Origin of the sequence: Orenia marismortui DSM 5156, assembly GCF_000379025.1 — a bacterium.
Classification (GTDB): Bacteria; Bacillota; Halanaerobiia; order Halobacteroidales; family Halobacteroidaceae; genus Orenia; species Orenia marismortui.
On record NZ_KB900620.1, the window covers coordinates 1 to 16,744 of the forward strand.

General features: G+C 30.9%; 16 protein-coding genes, 6 tRNA genes, 1 riboswitch and 1 other annotated feature. Of the genes, 2 read left to right on the forward strand and 20 right to left on the reverse strand.

Features of this window, described 5'->3' with window-relative positions; all coding sequences use genetic code 11:
* Nucleotides 1-697: 697 nt before the first annotated feature.
* Nucleotides 698-847: riboswitch (cyclic di-AMP (ydaO/yuaA leader) on the reverse strand.
* Nucleotides 848-1,095: 248 nt separating this feature from the next.
* From rplT to OREMA_RS0109510, 7 genes are all read right to left on the reverse strand, one after another.
* Nucleotides 1,096-1,449 carry a 50S ribosomal protein L20 gene (gene rplT, locus OREMA_RS0109480; protein ID WP_018249034.1) on the reverse strand — a complete coding sequence of 118 codons (354 nt, stop codon included), beginning with the start codon at nt 1,447-1,449 and terminating at the stop codon, nt 1,096-1,098.
* 27 nt (nt 1,450-1,476) lie between these two features.
* Complete coding sequence (gene rpmI / locus OREMA_RS0109485) at nt 1,477-1,677, reverse strand: 50S ribosomal protein L35 (protein WP_018249035.1); 201 nt, start codon at nt 1,675-1,677, stop codon at nt 1,477-1,479.
* A 20-nt stretch (nt 1,678-1,697) separates the two neighbouring features.
* Nucleotides 1,698-2,258, reverse strand: a complete 561-nt coding sequence (gene infC / locus OREMA_RS0109490; protein WP_018249036.1) for a translation initiation factor IF-3 — start codon at nt 2,256-2,258, stop codon at nt 1,698-1,700.
* Nucleotides 2,259-2,513: 255 nt separating this feature from the next.
* Nucleotides 2,514-4,427 carry a threonine--tRNA ligase gene (gene thrS, locus OREMA_RS0109495; RefSeq protein ID WP_018249037.1) on the reverse strand — a complete coding sequence of 638 codons (1,914 nt, stop codon included), beginning with the start codon at nt 4,425-4,427 and terminating at the stop codon, nt 2,514-2,516.
* A gap of 448 nt (nt 4,428-4,875) precedes the next feature.
* Nucleotides 4,876-5,119, reverse strand: a binding site (T-box leader).
* Between the two features lie 54 nt (nt 5,120-5,173).
* Complete coding sequence (locus OREMA_RS0109500; RefSeq protein ID WP_018249038.1) at nt 5,174-5,773, reverse strand: DUF445 domain-containing protein; 600 nt, start codon at nt 5,771-5,773, stop codon at nt 5,174-5,176.
* A gap of 68 nt (nt 5,774-5,841) precedes the next feature.
* Complete coding sequence (gene ytxC / locus OREMA_RS0109505) at nt 5,842-6,735, reverse strand: putative sporulation protein YtxC (RefSeq protein ID WP_018249039.1); 894 nt, start codon at nt 6,733-6,735, stop codon at nt 5,842-5,844.
* Nucleotides 6,736-6,886: 151 nt separating this feature from the next.
* Nucleotides 6,887-7,135: a hypothetical protein gene (locus tag OREMA_RS0109510; protein WP_018249040.1), complete on the reverse strand. Its 249-nt coding sequence runs from the start codon at nt 7,133-7,135 to the stop codon at nt 6,887-6,889.
* Between the two features lie 66 nt (nt 7,136-7,201).
* Here OREMA_RS0109510 and OREMA_RS17585 point away from each other — a divergent pair, with 66 nt between their 5' ends.
* Nucleotides 7,202-7,543: a transposase gene (locus OREMA_RS17585; RefSeq protein ID WP_018249041.1), complete on the forward strand. Its 342-nt coding sequence runs from the start codon at nt 7,202-7,204 to the stop codon at nt 7,541-7,543.
* A 602-nt stretch (nt 7,544-8,145) separates the two neighbouring features.
* Here OREMA_RS17585 and OREMA_RS0109520 read toward each other — a convergent pair.
* The 7 genes from OREMA_RS0109520 to OREMA_RS18865 all read right to left on the reverse strand — a co-directional run bounded on the left by OREMA_RS0109520 (nt 8,146) and on the right by OREMA_RS18865 (nt 13,407).
* A complete protein-coding gene (locus OREMA_RS0109520) occupies nt 8,146-8,352 on the reverse strand; it encodes a hypothetical protein (protein ID WP_018249042.1) in 207 nt (68 codons plus the stop codon).
* Nucleotides 8,353-8,454: 102 nt separating this feature from the next.
* Nucleotides 8,455-8,748 carry a hypothetical protein gene (locus tag OREMA_RS0109525; protein WP_018249043.1) on the reverse strand — a complete coding sequence of 98 codons (294 nt, stop codon included), beginning with the start codon at nt 8,746-8,748 and terminating at the stop codon, nt 8,455-8,457.
* A gap of 141 nt (nt 8,749-8,889) precedes the next feature.
* A complete protein-coding gene (locus OREMA_RS0109530) occupies nt 8,890-9,267 on the reverse strand; it encodes an HIT family protein (RefSeq protein WP_157280060.1) in 378 nt (125 codons plus the stop codon).
* Nucleotides 9,268-9,296: 29 nt separating this feature from the next.
* Nucleotides 9,297-9,608, reverse strand: a complete 312-nt coding sequence (locus tag OREMA_RS0109535; RefSeq protein WP_018249045.1) for a nucleoside triphosphate pyrophosphohydrolase — start codon at nt 9,606-9,608, stop codon at nt 9,297-9,299.
* Complete coding sequence (locus OREMA_RS0109540; protein WP_018249046.1) at nt 9,608-11,995, reverse strand: DEAD/DEAH box helicase family protein; 2,388 nt, start codon at nt 11,993-11,995, stop codon at nt 9,608-9,610. The genes OREMA_RS0109535 and OREMA_RS0109540 overlap by 1 nt, the downstream gene beginning before the upstream one ends.
* 405 nt (nt 11,996-12,400) lie before the next feature.
* On the reverse strand, nt 12,401-12,706 hold the full coding sequence (locus OREMA_RS0109545) for a hypothetical protein (protein WP_018249047.1): 306 nt from the start codon (nt 12,704-12,706) through the stop codon (nt 12,401-12,403).
* A 527-nt stretch (nt 12,707-13,233) separates the two neighbouring features.
* Nucleotides 13,234-13,407, reverse strand: a complete 174-nt coding sequence (locus tag OREMA_RS18865) for a hypothetical protein (RefSeq protein WP_018249048.1) — start codon at nt 13,405-13,407, stop codon at nt 13,234-13,236.
* A gap of 1,273 nt (nt 13,408-14,680) precedes the next feature.
* On the opposite strand from OREMA_RS18865, the gene OREMA_RS0109570 reads away from it, so the two are divergent.
* Nucleotides 14,681-15,826 carry a tyrosine-type recombinase/integrase gene (locus OREMA_RS0109570; RefSeq protein ID WP_018249051.1) on the forward strand — a complete coding sequence of 382 codons (1,146 nt, stop codon included), beginning with the start codon at nt 14,681-14,683 and terminating at the stop codon, nt 15,824-15,826.
* Between the two features lie 105 nt (nt 15,827-15,931).
* Here OREMA_RS0109570 and OREMA_RS0109575 read toward each other — a convergent pair.
* From OREMA_RS0109575 to OREMA_RS0109600, 6 genes are all read right to left on the reverse strand, one after another.
* Nucleotides 15,932-16,007: transfer RNA gene (locus OREMA_RS0109575), tRNA-Val, on the reverse strand.
* Between the two features lie 107 nt (nt 16,008-16,114).
* Nucleotides 16,115-16,203: transfer RNA gene (locus tag OREMA_RS0109580), tRNA-Leu, on the reverse strand.
* 98 nt (nt 16,204-16,301) lie between these two features.
* Nucleotides 16,302-16,377: transfer RNA gene (locus OREMA_RS0109585), tRNA-Cys, on the reverse strand.
* A gap of 17 nt (nt 16,378-16,394) precedes the next feature.
* Nucleotides 16,395-16,470 (reverse strand) — tRNA-Gly (locus OREMA_RS0109590).
* 14 nt (nt 16,471-16,484) lie between these two features.
* Nucleotides 16,485-16,560 (reverse strand) — tRNA-Phe (locus tag OREMA_RS0109595).
* A 105-nt stretch (nt 16,561-16,665) separates the two neighbouring features.
* Nucleotides 16,666-16,743, reverse strand: a tRNA-Asp gene (locus OREMA_RS0109600).
* Nucleotide 16,744 lies beyond the last annotated feature (1 nt).

A 16,744-nucleotide genomic window follows, 5' to 3' on the forward strand; every position in this document is an offset into this window, starting at 1 on the left:
ACCCACTATAGTACTAGTGTTTAAACCACTCAAAATTAAGATATCATTAGTAATCAAATCTTAAACTTCAATAACCTAGATATCCTTCGCTATAATCAACTTTCGTTGATTTTTTTTCTCACTACTATGATATCTTCTGAACTCTAATATATCATCACTCTGGCTTTCCTGTTGGAGTTATACCATCACTTATCTCTATAGATTTCTATAAAGAATTATATTAGAGATTCCCTCGGTCAATTACGTAAACCCTACAATCATTCCGACCCTAATCACACCTAGTTTTCTAACATGGGCACTTCCAGTTACACGTATTTACCAGCGCTACCTGTCTCTCCTTTGTACAGAGCCCCAAGCTAACATTGGACTTCCCCGTTTTTATGGCGGGTCGCCAAAGCTAAATGCCACCTCTGGTTCACATATTGTTCCGGACTGATTGCTCATCTCAAACTCTTCAGATTCTACCTCACGGTAGACACCCTGCTACTGTTGATTTCACACACCGTACTGGCGAAAACAGCATGGATAGGATTTTCACCTACTGTTTACTAAATCTACGAGGCACACATAAAAAAAAGGCTATAGCAGGTAGCTATAGCCTTTAAAGTATCATAATAAAATATCTATTATCACCTTATTTATAAGATAATAATAAATACTAAATATAGTTCGAATACTATATTTAATATAATACCGCCTACCCCTTTTTGAACGCTGACGAGGTTAGCTGTCGGACTCAGGTTAAAGGTAACCTTAGTAAACTCACTACAAGTAAGTTTACATTCGCCCCAAAATAAAGTGGGTCCCCCGCTTCTATATAATTAATAGAATTAAGCGATTAAAGCAACTATTCAATTTACTTGTTATTATACCTATTAAGTCGGTGCTTTGTCAAGGAGATTTTAATGATAATAAGACTTGAAAACTGTGAATATATATCAATTAAAAATAATAGTCATAATATAACAACTTAATTATCTCCTCTTTAATTAGTACTAACTTGTGACAAAAATTATTGAGTTCTATGTATTAGTTAATAATTTCTTATCAAAAAACTAAAAGACCTAAAGCATCAGCTCTAGGTCTAAGAAATAATTATAGATTTTCTTTAGCTAAGTTAACTAACTCTTCAAAGCTTTCACTATCATTAACAGCTAGTTCAGCTAACATTTTTCTGTTAATATCAACATCAGCTTGCTTTAATCCATAAATGAATCTGCTGTAAGAAAGTCCATGTTGTCTTACACCAGCATTAATTCTTGTAATCCATAATTTTCTGAAGTTTCTTTTCTTTTGTTTTCTATCTCTATATGCATAAGCTAAAGATTTTAGTACTTGTTCTGTAGCTGGTCTATATAATTTACTTTTAGAACCGAAATAACCTTTAGCTAGCTTTAATATCTTCTTTCTTCTTTTTCTTCTTCTATTTCCCCGTTTAACTCGTGGCATAATCTTTCCTCCTCAATAATCTTTCTATTATTCGTATGGTAATGCTTCTGAAATCCTCTTAGAATCTGCTTTACTTGCCATTTCTCCGCCTCTTAATTTTCTCTTTCTATTTCCACTTTTATTAGTCATTAAATGACTAGCAAAAGCTTTACCTTTTTTCTTAATTTTACCTTTAGCAGTCTTTTTGAATCTCTTCTTAGTTCCTTTATGTGTCTTCATTTTACCCATAATTATTTCCTCCTCCTAACTTACTTGTCACTTGTTGGAGTGATAAACATTAGCATATGTCTACCTTCCATACTTGCTTTACTAGATACTCTACCTAAATCTTTAACTTCTTCTGCGAACCTATCCATTAATTCATATCCAAGATCTTTGTGTGCGATCTCTCTTCCGCGGAAGCGAATTCTTACTTTTACTTTATCTTTATTGTTTAAGAACCTTTTAGCCATGTTCACCTTTACATTGAAATCATGGTCTTCAATTTTAACACTCATTTGAACTTCTTTAACCTTCATAACATTTTGATTCTTTTTAGCCTCTTTAGCTTTTTTGGCCTGTTCATATTTATATTTACCATAATCCATTATCTTACAAACAGGTGGTTTAGCTTGAGGAGCAACCTCTACTAAATCAAAACCTCTTTCTTCAGCAATACTTAAAGCTTTTTTTAGTGGCATAACACCAACTTGTTCACCTTCATTATCAACAACTCTAACCTGACGAGCACGAATTCGCTCATTAACTCTTAAATCCGTACTAATTTTATATGCACCTCCTAAGTTTTTAACAAGAAAAAAGATGACCATAGATATAGGTCATCCCGCTTGAAGATTTAAACATAGAAATACCTTAATATATTTATAAGGAAATTATGTTCAACTCTATTAACCCAAAGTTACTTGCTCTAGGTGAGAAGCGGATGACTTCTTCTTTATTGTTCTATAACAGTATACTATAGATTAAATATTGTGTCAAGAAAAAAATCAGCCTTTAGCTATTAGCTCCTAACTGTTAGCTATAGATTAATCAGCTAGAAGCCAGGAGCTGATAACTAGCAACCCTTATTTTTTATTCTCAACTTCCTCTAAAACATCTTCTTTAAACTCATCAACTTTAACAGCACCTAAATCACCTTCACGACGATCTCGTACAGATACTGTTTCACTTTCTACTTCATCATCACCTATAATCAACATATAAGGGATTTGTTGAACTTGAGCTTCTCTAATCTTATACCCAACCTTCTCTTGTCTAATGTCCACATCTACTCTTATTCCTGCACTTTCTAATTCTTCTTTTACCTTATAAGAATAGTCGATATGATTATCAGTAATCGGAATAATTTGAGCTTGTACTGGAGCTAACCAAGTTGGGAAAGCACCTGCATAATGTTCAATTAAGATTCCCATAAATCTTTCTAAACTTCCATAAATAGCACGGTGAATCATAACTGGTCTGTGTTCTTCACCATCACTACCGACATAAGTTAAATCAAAACGTTCTGGCATTTGGAAATCTAATTGTATAGTTCCACATTGCCATGTGCGTCCTAAACAGTCTTCTAAATGAAAATCTATCTTAGGACCATAAAAGGCTCCATCTCCTTCATTGATTTCATAATCTAAATCATTAGCTTTAATTGCTTCTTCCAAAGCAGATGTTGCTTGATCCCATAACTCATCAGACCCCATGGCTTTATCAGGCTTAGTACTTAATTCTACATTATATTTAAAGCCAAAAGCATTATAAATAGTATCCACTAGTTTGATAACTCCTGTTAACTCTTCCTCAATCTGTGATGGTAAGCAGAAGATATGAGCATCATCCTGAGTGAAGTTTCTAACTCTCATTAAACCATGTAATGTACCAGATAATTCATGGCGGTGTACTAAACCTAGCTCACCCATTCTAATTGGTAAATCTCTATAACTATGTTTTTTATCTTTATAAACTAAAATACCACCTGGACAGTTCATAGGCTTAACTGCAAAATCTTGCTCATCAATTTGAGTAAAGTACATATCATCACGATAATGGTCCCAGTGTCCAGACTGCTTCCAAAGACTTTGGTTTAGGATAATAGGAGTCTTAATTTCTTGGTATCCAGCCTTTCTATGCTCTTCTTTCCAAAAATCTACTAATTGATTTCTTAAAACCATTCCTTTAGGATGGAAAAATGGAAATCCTGGACCCTCTTCTTGTAAACTAAATAAATCTAATTGCTTGCCTAATTTACGATGATCTCGCTTTTTAGCTTCTTCTAATCTTTCAAGATGCTCATCTAACTGAGCTTTTTTGTAAAAAGCAGTAGCATATACTCTTTGTAACATCTTATTATTTTCATCACCACGCCAATAAGCCCCTGCTACACTTAATAATTTAAAAGCATTATTCTTTAATTTGCCTGTTGATGGTAAGTGCGGCCCACGACATAAATCTCTAAATTCACCTTGAGTATAAATACTTACAGTATCATCTTCTAATTCTTCAATTAATTCTACTTTATAATCTTCACCTAACTCTTTCATTAATTCAATCGCTTCTTCTTTAGATAATACTTCTCGTTTAATTGCATATTTTTCATTGATAATCTTCTTCATTTCTTTTTCAATCTTTTCAAAATCTTCTTCAGAGATTCTATGTTCCATATCAAAATCATAATAGAAACCATCATCAATTGTAGGTCCTATAGCTAATTTAACATCATCATATAATCTTTTTACTGCTTGAGCCAAAACATGAGCTGCAGTATGGCGATAAACCTCTAAACCTTCATCAGAACCTAAAGTAATTAATTCCAACTTAATATCATCCTCTATTTTATAATAAACATCTACAGTCTCTCCATTAACCTTTCCTGCAATTGAAGCTCTTCCTAATCTAGATCCAATATCAAAAGCAACATCCTTAACTGTTGTTCCTCGATCATACCCCCGACTTGATCCATCTGGTAAAGTAACTTTTACTTGACTCATTTTTAATTCCTCCTTATATATAATTTATAATTGTAGATAACAAAGCTTTAAAATAATTATGTGAAATTTCTTTAGTTAAAAGTTAAGAATTCAAAGAAACGTAAGCGATGTCTGAGTTATATTTTAAGCTTCGTTTATGTCCCAAATTTATGGTTTAAACAAATATTAATTAATATAATCAAGCCTGTTTCCTTGGGAAAGCAAGCGAAATCTGATTAAATCAAAAATTAGTTATTAATGCACCAAATTTACTTAATAACTCTGATAACATTAATAAAGTATAAGCGTTTTCCCTATCTTTTAAATGATTGGACTGGGTTTGCCACGAAGAGTTTTTTATTTTAAAAACTCATAGGTTTGGTTACTTTTTTATCTAAGGAAAAAGGCAACTCGCCGTTAGGCGAAACCTAAGCATAGCTACAAAAAATAAAAAATCCCCCATCTCTAATTTAGAGACGAAAGATTCGTGGTTCCACTCTAATTAAACCCATAAATTTTAGAATATAATATATAAATATGGATTTATCTCAATTTAAATAACGGCTTTTTACCGGAGCACCCTACTATCATTAAGTTCAGGCGTCAACTCAGAGGTGGTTTTCAGTTAACAATTCTTAGGAGACTTCCAGCTTATAATCTCCATTCTCTGCTAAGAATCAAATTAACTTACTCGTCCTCTTCATAGTTTTTAAGCTTATTAACTTACTAAAATTATAAATCCTATTAAATCTACTGTCAAGTTAAATTTAGAAATTCATAACAATTACAGTTTGTCCTATTCCAACAAGAAAACCAAGAATAGCCCCTAGAACCTCTATATGTTTTAATTCTTTAGCTGCAATTTGTAATACTAATTCTTCTAATTCCCTCATTTCAAAGGTACTTACCCTTGTTTCTACTAAACGAGCTAAATCTGTCTCATTTAAAATTTTGTCTTTAGCCCTATCCATTAGCTGATCAAGATATGGATCTAAATCTTTATTTACCATCTCTTTTAAGAAGTTAATAATCATAACTTTAAAATTATCAGGTATAAATGGTGGTATTTTTTCTTCAGCCTTCTGGTCTATAATACTTAAAATAGCCACCTTAATGTCATCTTTAACTTCCAGTCCTGATAACTCTCTTTCTAACTCCTCCTTAGGCAATAAATCTCTTTCTACAACCTCTCCAATCTTTTTAGCTAACTCTTTACTTCGCTTTGGTAATAACCCTTGAATTTCAAAGTTTAATAAAGGAATTTTAATTGGTTCATAAGGCCTAAAAATTAATTTAATTGCTAGTAAGTTAGTTATCCAACCAATTATTGCTCCAACTATCGGTAAAAATAAAAACTTAAAAATCATTAAAATCCCTCGCCTTCTTTTAAAACTAATTACTATTATATAATTTGAGTTTTTATTTGACAAGGTAATTAGTCTAATTCATTTAAATTATTCAAATTACAATACTCACAACCTAGACAGATGGAGATCTTATCAGCAAATATGTTCTTTAATGGCTTAATTATAGAAACTGGTTCTTTAAAGTGTAAGATTATTAATTCAGGTGCTGCAGTTATCAAAGCACTGATTAATAAATCATCATAATCTAAATCACAATCTACCATACTTAAAAGATTTTCATCTAAGTAGGTATTTTCTATTACCATACCATCTTCATTTAATAATTTAAAATGATTATTTTTAAATTTAACCACATGAATCAACTCGTTTTTAGTTTCCTGGGTATCAATAAAATATTTCAATAAATGAATAAATTCTTCATATTCTTTTTCTACAATAAAATCATCCACTGCTCTATCAATAGCTACCTCTAATTCTGACAAATAATCCTTTAATCTAAATTGAACAAAGCCTTCCAAACTCATTTCATTTCTTACTTCTAAGTAATCAAGAATTTCTAATAATATTCTATTCTTCCGTTGAATTTTAGAAATAATACTTTGATCTTCTTGACTTATTAAGAAGTTTAATCTATCTGTTGCCATCTCTATAATTTCTCGATTTTCAAGATTAGAGAATTGTTTATACTTACTTTTCAATATCTTCTCTAACAATTCTCCCTCTATATTATTAATAATTACATCAGATAAAGCATTAGCAATATATTCATTAAAGATAAAATCCAAATTATCTAATCCATCTTTATCAAGTTTTAATTGGCAATCAAAAACAGTTAAATCTCCCTTTTGAAATTCATCTATCTCTATAATTATCCCATCCTGTTTTAAAAATGCTAGCTCAAAAAATAACCTGTCTCGAAGGTATTCTTCATAATGATTAGTACCTATTTGAATGATAGGCATTTTACCACTCCCTTAAAAATCAAATCTATACTATTATATGTAGTTTATATCGCTTATATACTGTTAAAGGAAATGGCCAAAAAATAAAAAACACTCTTCTTTTGAGTGTTATAATTAATGGTGGGGATAAGCGGTCTCGAACCACTGACCTCTACGATTGTAGTGTTCTAATTTCATCAATATCATCTAGTTCATCTCCAATCTCTTCTATCCTATTTAAGAATTCTTGGTTACTATCTAATTGATATAAATTAGAATACTGTTTCTGGTAATAATCTTTATTAAAGAAATCACATGCCTGCTGAAAAGTTAATAAGAATAGTCCCTTACTTCCTAACTCTTTAAGTAGATAACCATCCTCTATTAGAATAATCTGCTCTTCCTCAATTAGCTCCTCCAATTCGGTATATCCAAATTTATTGTAATTTTAACTTGGCCTGAAAATGCTTTTAAAGATCCTAAGGCTTTGAAAGCATTTATTTATACAGATGTTTCATTAGATACAGTAACTATCTTAAAATATTATTGTAAGCGTTGGCCTATTGAAATATTTTTTAGACAAGAAAAATCATTATTAGGTCTTGATAACTATCAAATCCGTTCAATTAAAGGCATAGAAAGAATTTGGATTTTACAAGCATTAGTTCATTTATTTTGTACTATTGGTTTAGATCAACCTATGAAATTTGGTAAAGGCATTTTAAAAGTTAGAAAACAAAGTAAAAAAGATTATATTAAATGGATTTATAATTGTGCTAAAGGCAATATACCATTAAATAATGTTTTTCAGTTTTTAAAAATAACCTAGGGATTGGTCTAATCACTTGATTCCAAAAAATGTAATGAGTTTTGCTCGTTTATAGTTATTATCTGATTTACGTCTTGCTTTAGCTCCTATATCACTTCTTACTTTTGTAAGAATCCACTCTGAATCTATATTCTCCTCAATATCAATAAGTTCATATATATCAGTATAAGATGGTTGATTCTTTTTGAGTTTCTCATATTCTTCTTCATCTCCAAATCCAAATATATAAGGTTCTTCCCAATTAAAATCTTCAATACCAGTTACCTCACAAGGAAGCTTTAAATTTTCTTTTAAATATTGAAAATAGGTATTAAGTTCTTTCTGAAAAGAATAGTCCCTATCACCAAGAATTATATTTATTCTCCATTGTCTAGCTCTCTCATCTTAAACTCTATCTTTCAACTCTTAATTTCTAATTATCAACTTTGCTAACATAGCATCTCTAAGTTTATATTCAAATACTAAAAGTATTCCTGCCTAAAAATTAAAAGTATATTTTATTTCAAAGTATAGAAGTATAGCTTTACAATGTCATATCTCAATCCTAAAATAATAATCACACCTATTCTAATCAGCCATTTTAACCTTATATTCTATAGATTTTATTTCCTAATTTTAGTTCCACTATACGCAAATTGGTCTCTATTCATCTTGACATAATTTCTTTGACCTTTGGACCTAATCTCTCCTATTAAATTATCATAATTGCTACATAATAGTTTCTTACCTTTAACCTTAGCATATATTTTTCTAATCTTATCTTCCCAACAACATAAGACTTTACCTTGTCCTATCTTCTTATACTTCATAATTTTAAATTTACATTTGGCACATTTAATAATTAAAATATTACTTCCTCCCTTAAACCAATGCTTTTATAATTATTCTCAAATCTAAATACTTGAAAAATTTTAACAAGGACATTCCTCTCCTTGATCTAATAACTCTACAATATCTTCTCTACTCCAATCATTATCTAATGGATTTTTACTCTCTCTACAGCTTGGGTCACTATATCTATTTATTATCTCTTTTGGACTGAACTGATGTATATCCAAATTCTCTATATCTTGACTTCCAATTCTATAACCATTAGGAGTCGTACAAATATAGACCATATCATAGCTTAGATTTTGACCTTCAAATGTCCCTACAAAATAAAATCCTTGTCTACCTTTACAGTAAAAGTATTCAATTAGTTTCATAAAAACACCCCGATATTCCATTTAATAGGGTGTATTCTACCCTTTCTACTATAAACTATGTACCATTAATAATTGTATAATAAAAAAACAGCAAATATAGCTAATATTAACCATATTAACTGCTTATATGTAATAAATACTTTAACCATCATAAGGTACTAAATTCGGCATTAATTTTCTAATTCCACCCCTAGGATTTTCAATATCTCCTTTATATCTAGGGATTATATGTATATGTAAATGCATAATAGTCTGACCTGCTGTTTCTCCAACATTAACTCCTATATTATATCCATCAGGACTGTAGAGCTTATCCAATTTTTCTTTACCTTGATTAATTAAATCATAAATATCATTCATCTCTTCTTTACTTAATTCAAAGAAACTACTAAAATGTCTTTTCGGTATTATTAATAAATGACCTTTATTTACTGGATACTTATCAAAAATCGCAAAACTGAATTGACTTTCTAATATAATCTCTAATTCTTCTGTATTACAGAATATACATTCCATTATAAAGACCTCTCTTTAGAAAAATTATAAAATTAATCATAAACCTTCAATAATTTTAATCTCTCCTTAAATCCTCCGCGCTTTTCAACTTTCTCACTTCTAATCTTATCAACTTCTTCTAAAGTAACTTCTTTAAGATCTATAATAGCATACATTACTTCTAAAATATCAGCTAATTCTTCAACCTCTTCTGATTCTATATACTCATTGACTTCTTCTAGTAACTTCTTTTTTAAGTATGACTTGTACTCTACCTCATCCATAACCTCTACTTCATATTCTTTCCCTGACTCTTTAATAATACCTGGTATCCTATCTCTGATTAATTTATCATATTTTTTCATTAATCTCTCTCCTTAAATCTTCTTCTAAAGTAGTTTAACTCTCTATATTTTAAGATATCAATAAAATGTTCTGTTAAATCCTCTGTTAAATAAGGCTTCAACTCTTCATCTAACATAAACCTTTTATTCACTTCATCATGGATAAAAAACTTCCTCTTACTTAAAAACTTTACGGGATTTTTTACTGCTTCTTTGATAAACTTATCCTTGTCCCAATTTTTCCAATTTTTATGCCTCTTGTTATTTAAATCCTTTTGATGAAGTTTGTAATTCTTATAATAATCCCTGAAAGTCTCTCCTACTTTCTTAATACTCGCTTCACTTTTTAATCTCTCATCATCTAATAAAGCTAATAAAGTAGGTATCTTATAAGACTTACTCATGCTTGTTTTTTCTAATTCAATTAAAAAATCTTCAACTATAGTATCTATCCACTTTTTCTCATTATCCTTCAATTCACCAATAGATTCTAAGAACCTAAGATAACCTTTGTGTTTCTTTCTAAGGTACTCTTTTATATCTATATCTATCCCCTCATAGATATCCTTTCTTAATGGTCTTCTACCTAAATAATTCTTTAATCTAAAGTATTCATCTTCCATACGCTTTCTTAATGGGTCTCTAGTTGCCATTTCCTTAAATAAGTCCATTATTTGCAAATCAAAAGATACCTTACAATCATCTGGATATTCAAATTCATCAATATCTCTAAAATTATTCTTTTTATTCTCCAAAGGGTTTTCTCCTGATAAAAGAAGAGGTATATAGTGTGCTCTTTTATAATTACCGATAAAATCAAGCACTTTTAAAGATTCTTTACCTGAACCTTTATCTTTTCTCAATCCTCTACCTAATTGTTGTAAGAAAATCGTATAAGATTCCGTTGGTCTTAAAAATAACACAGTATCTAAAGCAGGTATATCTACTCCTTCATTAAATATATCTACTGCAAAGATAACATCTATTTCTCCTTTTAAAAACTTATCAATTGCTTCATCTCTCTCCATAAAATATTGCTTTTGATTATTTGAGCTATGTACAGAGACTGCTTTGATATTATTATCATTAAAATATTTAGCCATATAATCTGCATGATTAATAGAGGCACAAAAACCTAAAGTTCTTTTACCTGCTAAGTTATTGTAATGCTTTAAAATTAAATTACCTCTCTGATGAGTAGATAGATTCTTCTCTAAATCTTTGATATTATATTGTCCATTAGACATCTTTACCTTGTCATAATCTACCTCATAATCATAAATACCATAATACTTAAAAGGAACTAGCAACCCCCTATTAATTGCATCCTTTAAATAAATCTCATAGATAATATTATCATCACATAATTCATTAATATCTTTATTATCCATACGATAGGGTGTAGCTGTAAGACCTAATAAAAAATCAGGTTCAAAATAGTCAAGAATTCTCTTATAACTATCTGCTGCTGCATGATGAAATTCATCAATCACAATATACTTGAATTCATCCTTTTTAAAGTACTCATCATTCAAATAATCTTCTTTACTCAAGGTCTGAACACTAGCAAATACTGCTTTACCACTCTTATCTTTTTCTTCCCCATTGAAAAAACTAGTCGTTAAGCTAGGTTCTATTCTTTTATAAGATTTTTCTGCTTGCTTTAAAATCTCTTCTCGATGAGCTACAAATAAAACCTTATCAAATTGAATCGAGTCAAAAGCTGCTAAATAAGTTTTACCTATTCCAGTTGCTGCTATAACCATACCCTTGTTATATCCTTCTTCCCTCGACAACTTCAATTCATATAGTGCTTCAATCTGTGCCCCTCTTGGTTCTGGAGTTTTTATCTCAGTATTATTTTCTTCTGCTTCAGACTTATATATTTTAGGCTTTTTCCAGTTACTAGCATAGCTGCTTAGTATCTTATCATCTATTATAATTGATTCCTTATTAAAAACCTTATCAAACTCTTCTTCAAATTTCTCATAAGAACTTGGGTCATTATTTTCAGCTAATCTATAATTCCATTCTACTCCTGAGACTAGAGCAGAATATGAAATATTAGAAGATCCTATAAATAATACTTTCTCCTTATCATTTTTAAAGAAATAAGTCTTAGGATGAAATGATATATTCTCTTTGGAGAAAAATCTTAAATCAACCATATCACCTAACTCATATTTTAATAAGCTTAAGGCAGATGGTTCAGTGATATTGAGATATTTACTAGTAATAATCTTTATATCTGCACCTTTTAATGCTTGCTTCTTTAAATCCTTAACAATTAATTTAACACCTGATTCTCTTAAAAAAGAAACTATTATTTTAATCTCTTTAGCCTTACTTAACTCTTCTTTGAAATGGCTGTATAGTGAGATTTCTCTTCCTGTTATAGAGTTTAGCATAATAGCCCTCCCTATTTTATTACGTAATCTTTTCGTTGAACTTAATTACTGTTTAAAATTTTTTTGATAAACCCATAATTCCATCTTTAAGACTCTTCTATTTTTTATTGTAAATGCCAGTAAAAATTAAAATTAACTATACTTAACTAATATCTTATAATGACTTTTCAATAATTATAGATAAAATAAAAAACACAAACCATAAAAAAATAAATATTGGTAAATCTATCCCATTTATTCTATAAAAATTATCTTTTCCCTTTTCATTTATAGTAAATTATTTAACAATTACTATAAAGTTACTTCTTTATCTTATATTATAAACTAAAAAAAGGATGTAAGCTTTAGCCTACACCCTAAATTTACTGCATTATATTCAATTATTTTGTAACTATCTTATCCATCCTAAAACTCCTTATCCCACCTAACCTTATACTCCCCACGATCCAGCTCCAACTTCAACCCCTCTTCCTTCTTAACCTTAGCCTTCAACCTATTCTCAACCTTCTTTTTACTCTCATTACCAATCTCATAACCAGCCTCCTCCAACTCACTCAAGACCTTATCCAATAAATCATTAATGCTATTTAATGAATCATTCTCAGGGAACTCCAGTAATACTCCATCAATCACATCATCAACCTCTGCTAAAACAAAAGCTCCAGTCCTAAAATAAGGATCTAAGCCTGGCTTCCACTTCCTCAATCCCATAATCAATATACTCAATAATGATAAGCAACCTATTACTTGACTTACTATATTAATAAAAAGCTCATTTATGAATTTACTCTGATACTAAACATTTTATCTAGCTAAATTATAGCTCTTATTATCAAACTAAAAATTTCAAAGCTTAGTTTTGCAAAATTTGAGTGATACTAAAATAAACATTAAGGTTTCATTTCTTTTTTAGGAATATTAATCATAGATCAGATTGCCTCCAAGATGTTTTTTATATGATTACAATTAATATTCCTAGGATTTAAATATCTGATTTTGTTATTTTTAGGTAATAAATATTAATCTAACTACTTTATTTCTTGTAAAGTGGTGTTTTTCATAATCTAATCTTCAAAAATTATATAGCTTTCTTATTTATTTTTGTTATGTTTATTATTAAATTCAATTGTAAATTTTCTTATTTCCACGCTTGCATTACTGCCAAGTTTATCACATATATTCTTAAATTCTTCCCAAATATCATCATCACATCTAAACAGTTTCCTAGGTGTTCCATTTTAATCATTCTTTTCTATAATTCTGAAAACTAAGAAAAAAATAGTTGCAAACCCTAACCAAGCTGCAACTTGTAGATTATGATCTAGAAAATAAAAAACTATTGCACCTAGGCCCAAAGAGTACTCAATTGGACTATCCCACCATCTTTTTACTATCCTTTTTACACTCCACATAATTAATCACCACCTTTTATATTAATTGTATCATATTACCATAAACCAAACAATATTATTCACTCCAAGGAATGGGATTGTCAAAGCAGCACAACCACCTGCTATCACAATCCCTAAAAGCAGACGCCCAGTTCCAGTCCTTCCAAGCAAGATAGCTACAACCTGCTAGCACCCTGGGAGTCTTATCAGACTCTTCGTGAAAAACAAATCCGGTCTCGTATCTATCTTGCTTTCCACTCCTTACACTCGGCTAAGAGCATCTCCCTACCCAGCCAGCATAAAAAACCATGCTAGCTGTAAAGACAAGAAAATTACTACTTCTACCTGAATTACTCTGCACTTTTCGCAAGCCCATTGTTTCCCTCATTCCCTTTCCCCCAAACCCCCTTAGCCTTTTCTTCAAGTCTTAACAGACTTTTCGTACTATCGTCACTCCCTTCCTAAGCAGGCTCAACAGACCACTTCGCCAATAAGGTTGCATTAAAATGGGGGACAGGGAAGATTGAAGGACAGGATTTGAGGCGATGAGAAATGACGCATCAGTTTCTCATCTGTCCTCAGCTTGCTTCCGGGAGATAAAAGATTAAAGATCAATATTAATAGAATGTTAGTTTATGTTATTACTGCAACATAGTTCTCCATTACATTACGAACTATATAGCAGCCCCATCTATCTAAATAGAGCAAGGTTGGGGAATTAAGCATCATGACTATGAACTAATATCACTATAAAAATTAAATATATGCTAGGATATATAATTAAAAATATCTAAATCTTCCCCTTCTACACCAGTCCTGCTCATTATATGCTTCCAGTCAAAAACATCAAGGACTACTCATTCTTGCGTTCCTCCTTGACCTTTTCTCCTTCCAGCATTAAAAGAAATTGCTGGTATATGAGGATAATATGTTTGAAAATAACTTATGTCATACACCTATCATTCTTTATCATAACTTTATATTATTTATTGAAACTCTGCATATTTTTAGCATGATATAGGCATACTAGTAATATACAAATAACTTAATTAAGGCGGTGGTCTTGTGCAGAAAAATCAACAATTATCATTAGATATCCTCCCTACAGAATCAGATTATATTAATAGAATTAACTCTATGATGAAGGATTTAGACAATATCCAGCAGGTTCCTTAGAAAGAATTCCATTCTTCTTTGAAAAAAGGAGATTACTACGAATTAAACAAAGAATAGAGCGATTGGATACCCTCTTATTAAGGGAAAATAATCACAATATAAAAAAGGAGATGAAAAAATGGGTCATATCAGAAAACAAGGTGAAAACACCTGGGAAATAACAATCAGTACTGGAAAAGACCCTGTTACAGGAAAATATGGACGGATATATGAAACTGTTCAAGGGAATAAGACTCAAGCTAAAAAAAGAATGATGGAATTAGAGTATGAATTAGAACATAGCACTTATATTAAGCCTTCAGAACTAACTCTTAGCGAACTGTTACATCAATGGTATCAAGACTATGCCCAAACTAATTTAGCTCCATCTACACAGGAATATTATGATATTATAATCAATTCTCATATAATTCCTTTGTTAGGTGGGATTAAAATATCTGATCTTGAACCTATGCATATCCAAAGATATTTAAGTGAAAAATTAAGAAATGGTAGATTAGATGGAAAATCTGGTGGTCTATCTAATAAATCTGTTAAGAGGCATTATACTGTCATTAATCAGGTTTTGAAATATGCTGCAAAGTTACAGGTAATTGAGAACAATCCAGCTAAATATGTTGATCCACCCAAACCAGAAAACCCAGAAATTCAAGCCCTTAAGCAAGAAGAATTAGAAAAAATATTAGATATCGCTAAAGGATGGATTCATGATTTTATTTATATTGCTGCCTTCACAGGAATGAGAAGAGGTGAGCTATTAGCTTTAAGATGGAAGGATGTTAATTTTAAAGATAAGTCACTACAAATAAGACAGAGTGTAAGTAAGCTCTCTGGAGGAAGGTTAATCTATAGAGAACCCAAAACCAAATCAAGTATAAGACTAATAAGTATTGATGATGATATTGTCAAAATATTAAAATGTCGGAATAAAGAGCAGAAAGAAAATAAATTAAAATTAGGAAGTCAATATAATAATAAGTATAATTTAGTTTTTGCTAAAGAAAATGGTGATCCTTATCTGCCTTTATATACAACAAGACAATTTAATAAAGTTGCTGAAAAAGCTAACTTATCCAATTTTAGATTACATGATCTAAGACATACCCATGCCACTCTTATGTTACAAGCTGGAATCCATCCAAAGATAGTCCAAGAGAGATTGGGCCATTCTTCAATTACTCAAACTCTAGATACCTATTCTCATATAACTCCTTCAATGCAGAGAACAGCTGTTCAAAAACTTAAAGATAGTTTAAAGAAATAATCCCTGTAAATCATTTTCGGGACTTTTTCGGGAAATCACCCCAAAATAAAAAATAACCCGTTCCATCAATGTTGTCTAATCCATTGATATCACTAGGTTAGTAAATGGTGGGGATAAGCGGTCTCGAACCACTGACCTCTACGATGTCAACGTAACGCTCTCCCAACTGAGCTATATCCCCATAATATTAAGTTAAAATTGATAATCTACAATTATATATTAAAAAAACAATTAAAAGTCTTCAAAACTCTTAATTGTGAATTATTAATTTTCATTGTAAATTAAAGATGGTACCGAGGGTCGGGTTCGAACCGACACGGGCATAAAAGCCCACCGGATTTTAAGTCCGATGCGTCTGCCAATTCCGCCACCTCGGCATAATATTTAATTTGAAATTTATAATGTGAAATGTATAATTGAAAATAATTTATACTTTTAATTATCAATTATTAATTATACATTATAAATTAAGTTATGGAGGTGGCACCCAGACTCGAACTGGGGAATAAAGGATTTGCAGTCCTCTGCCTTACCAACTTGGCTATGCCACCCTAATATTAACTTAAACTGGAGCGAAAGACGGGACTCGAACCCGCGACCTTCTCGTTGGCAACGAGATGCTCTACCAGCTGAGCTACTTTCGCATATTATTCAAAGATGGTGGCAAGACCCGGACTTGAACCGGGGACACGAGGATTTTCAATCCTCTGCTCTACCGACTGAGCTATCTCGCCATATCAGAGTTTTGAACAAGAAAGATTTAAAAATATAAAAATCAAATTCCAGTTCTCTCGAATTTGATTATTTTAGGTCTATCTAAATGATAAATTATATTAAAATGGCGAGGATGACGAGACTCGAACTCGCGACCTCCGGCGTGACAGGCCGGCGTGGTAAACCAACTCCACCACATCCCCG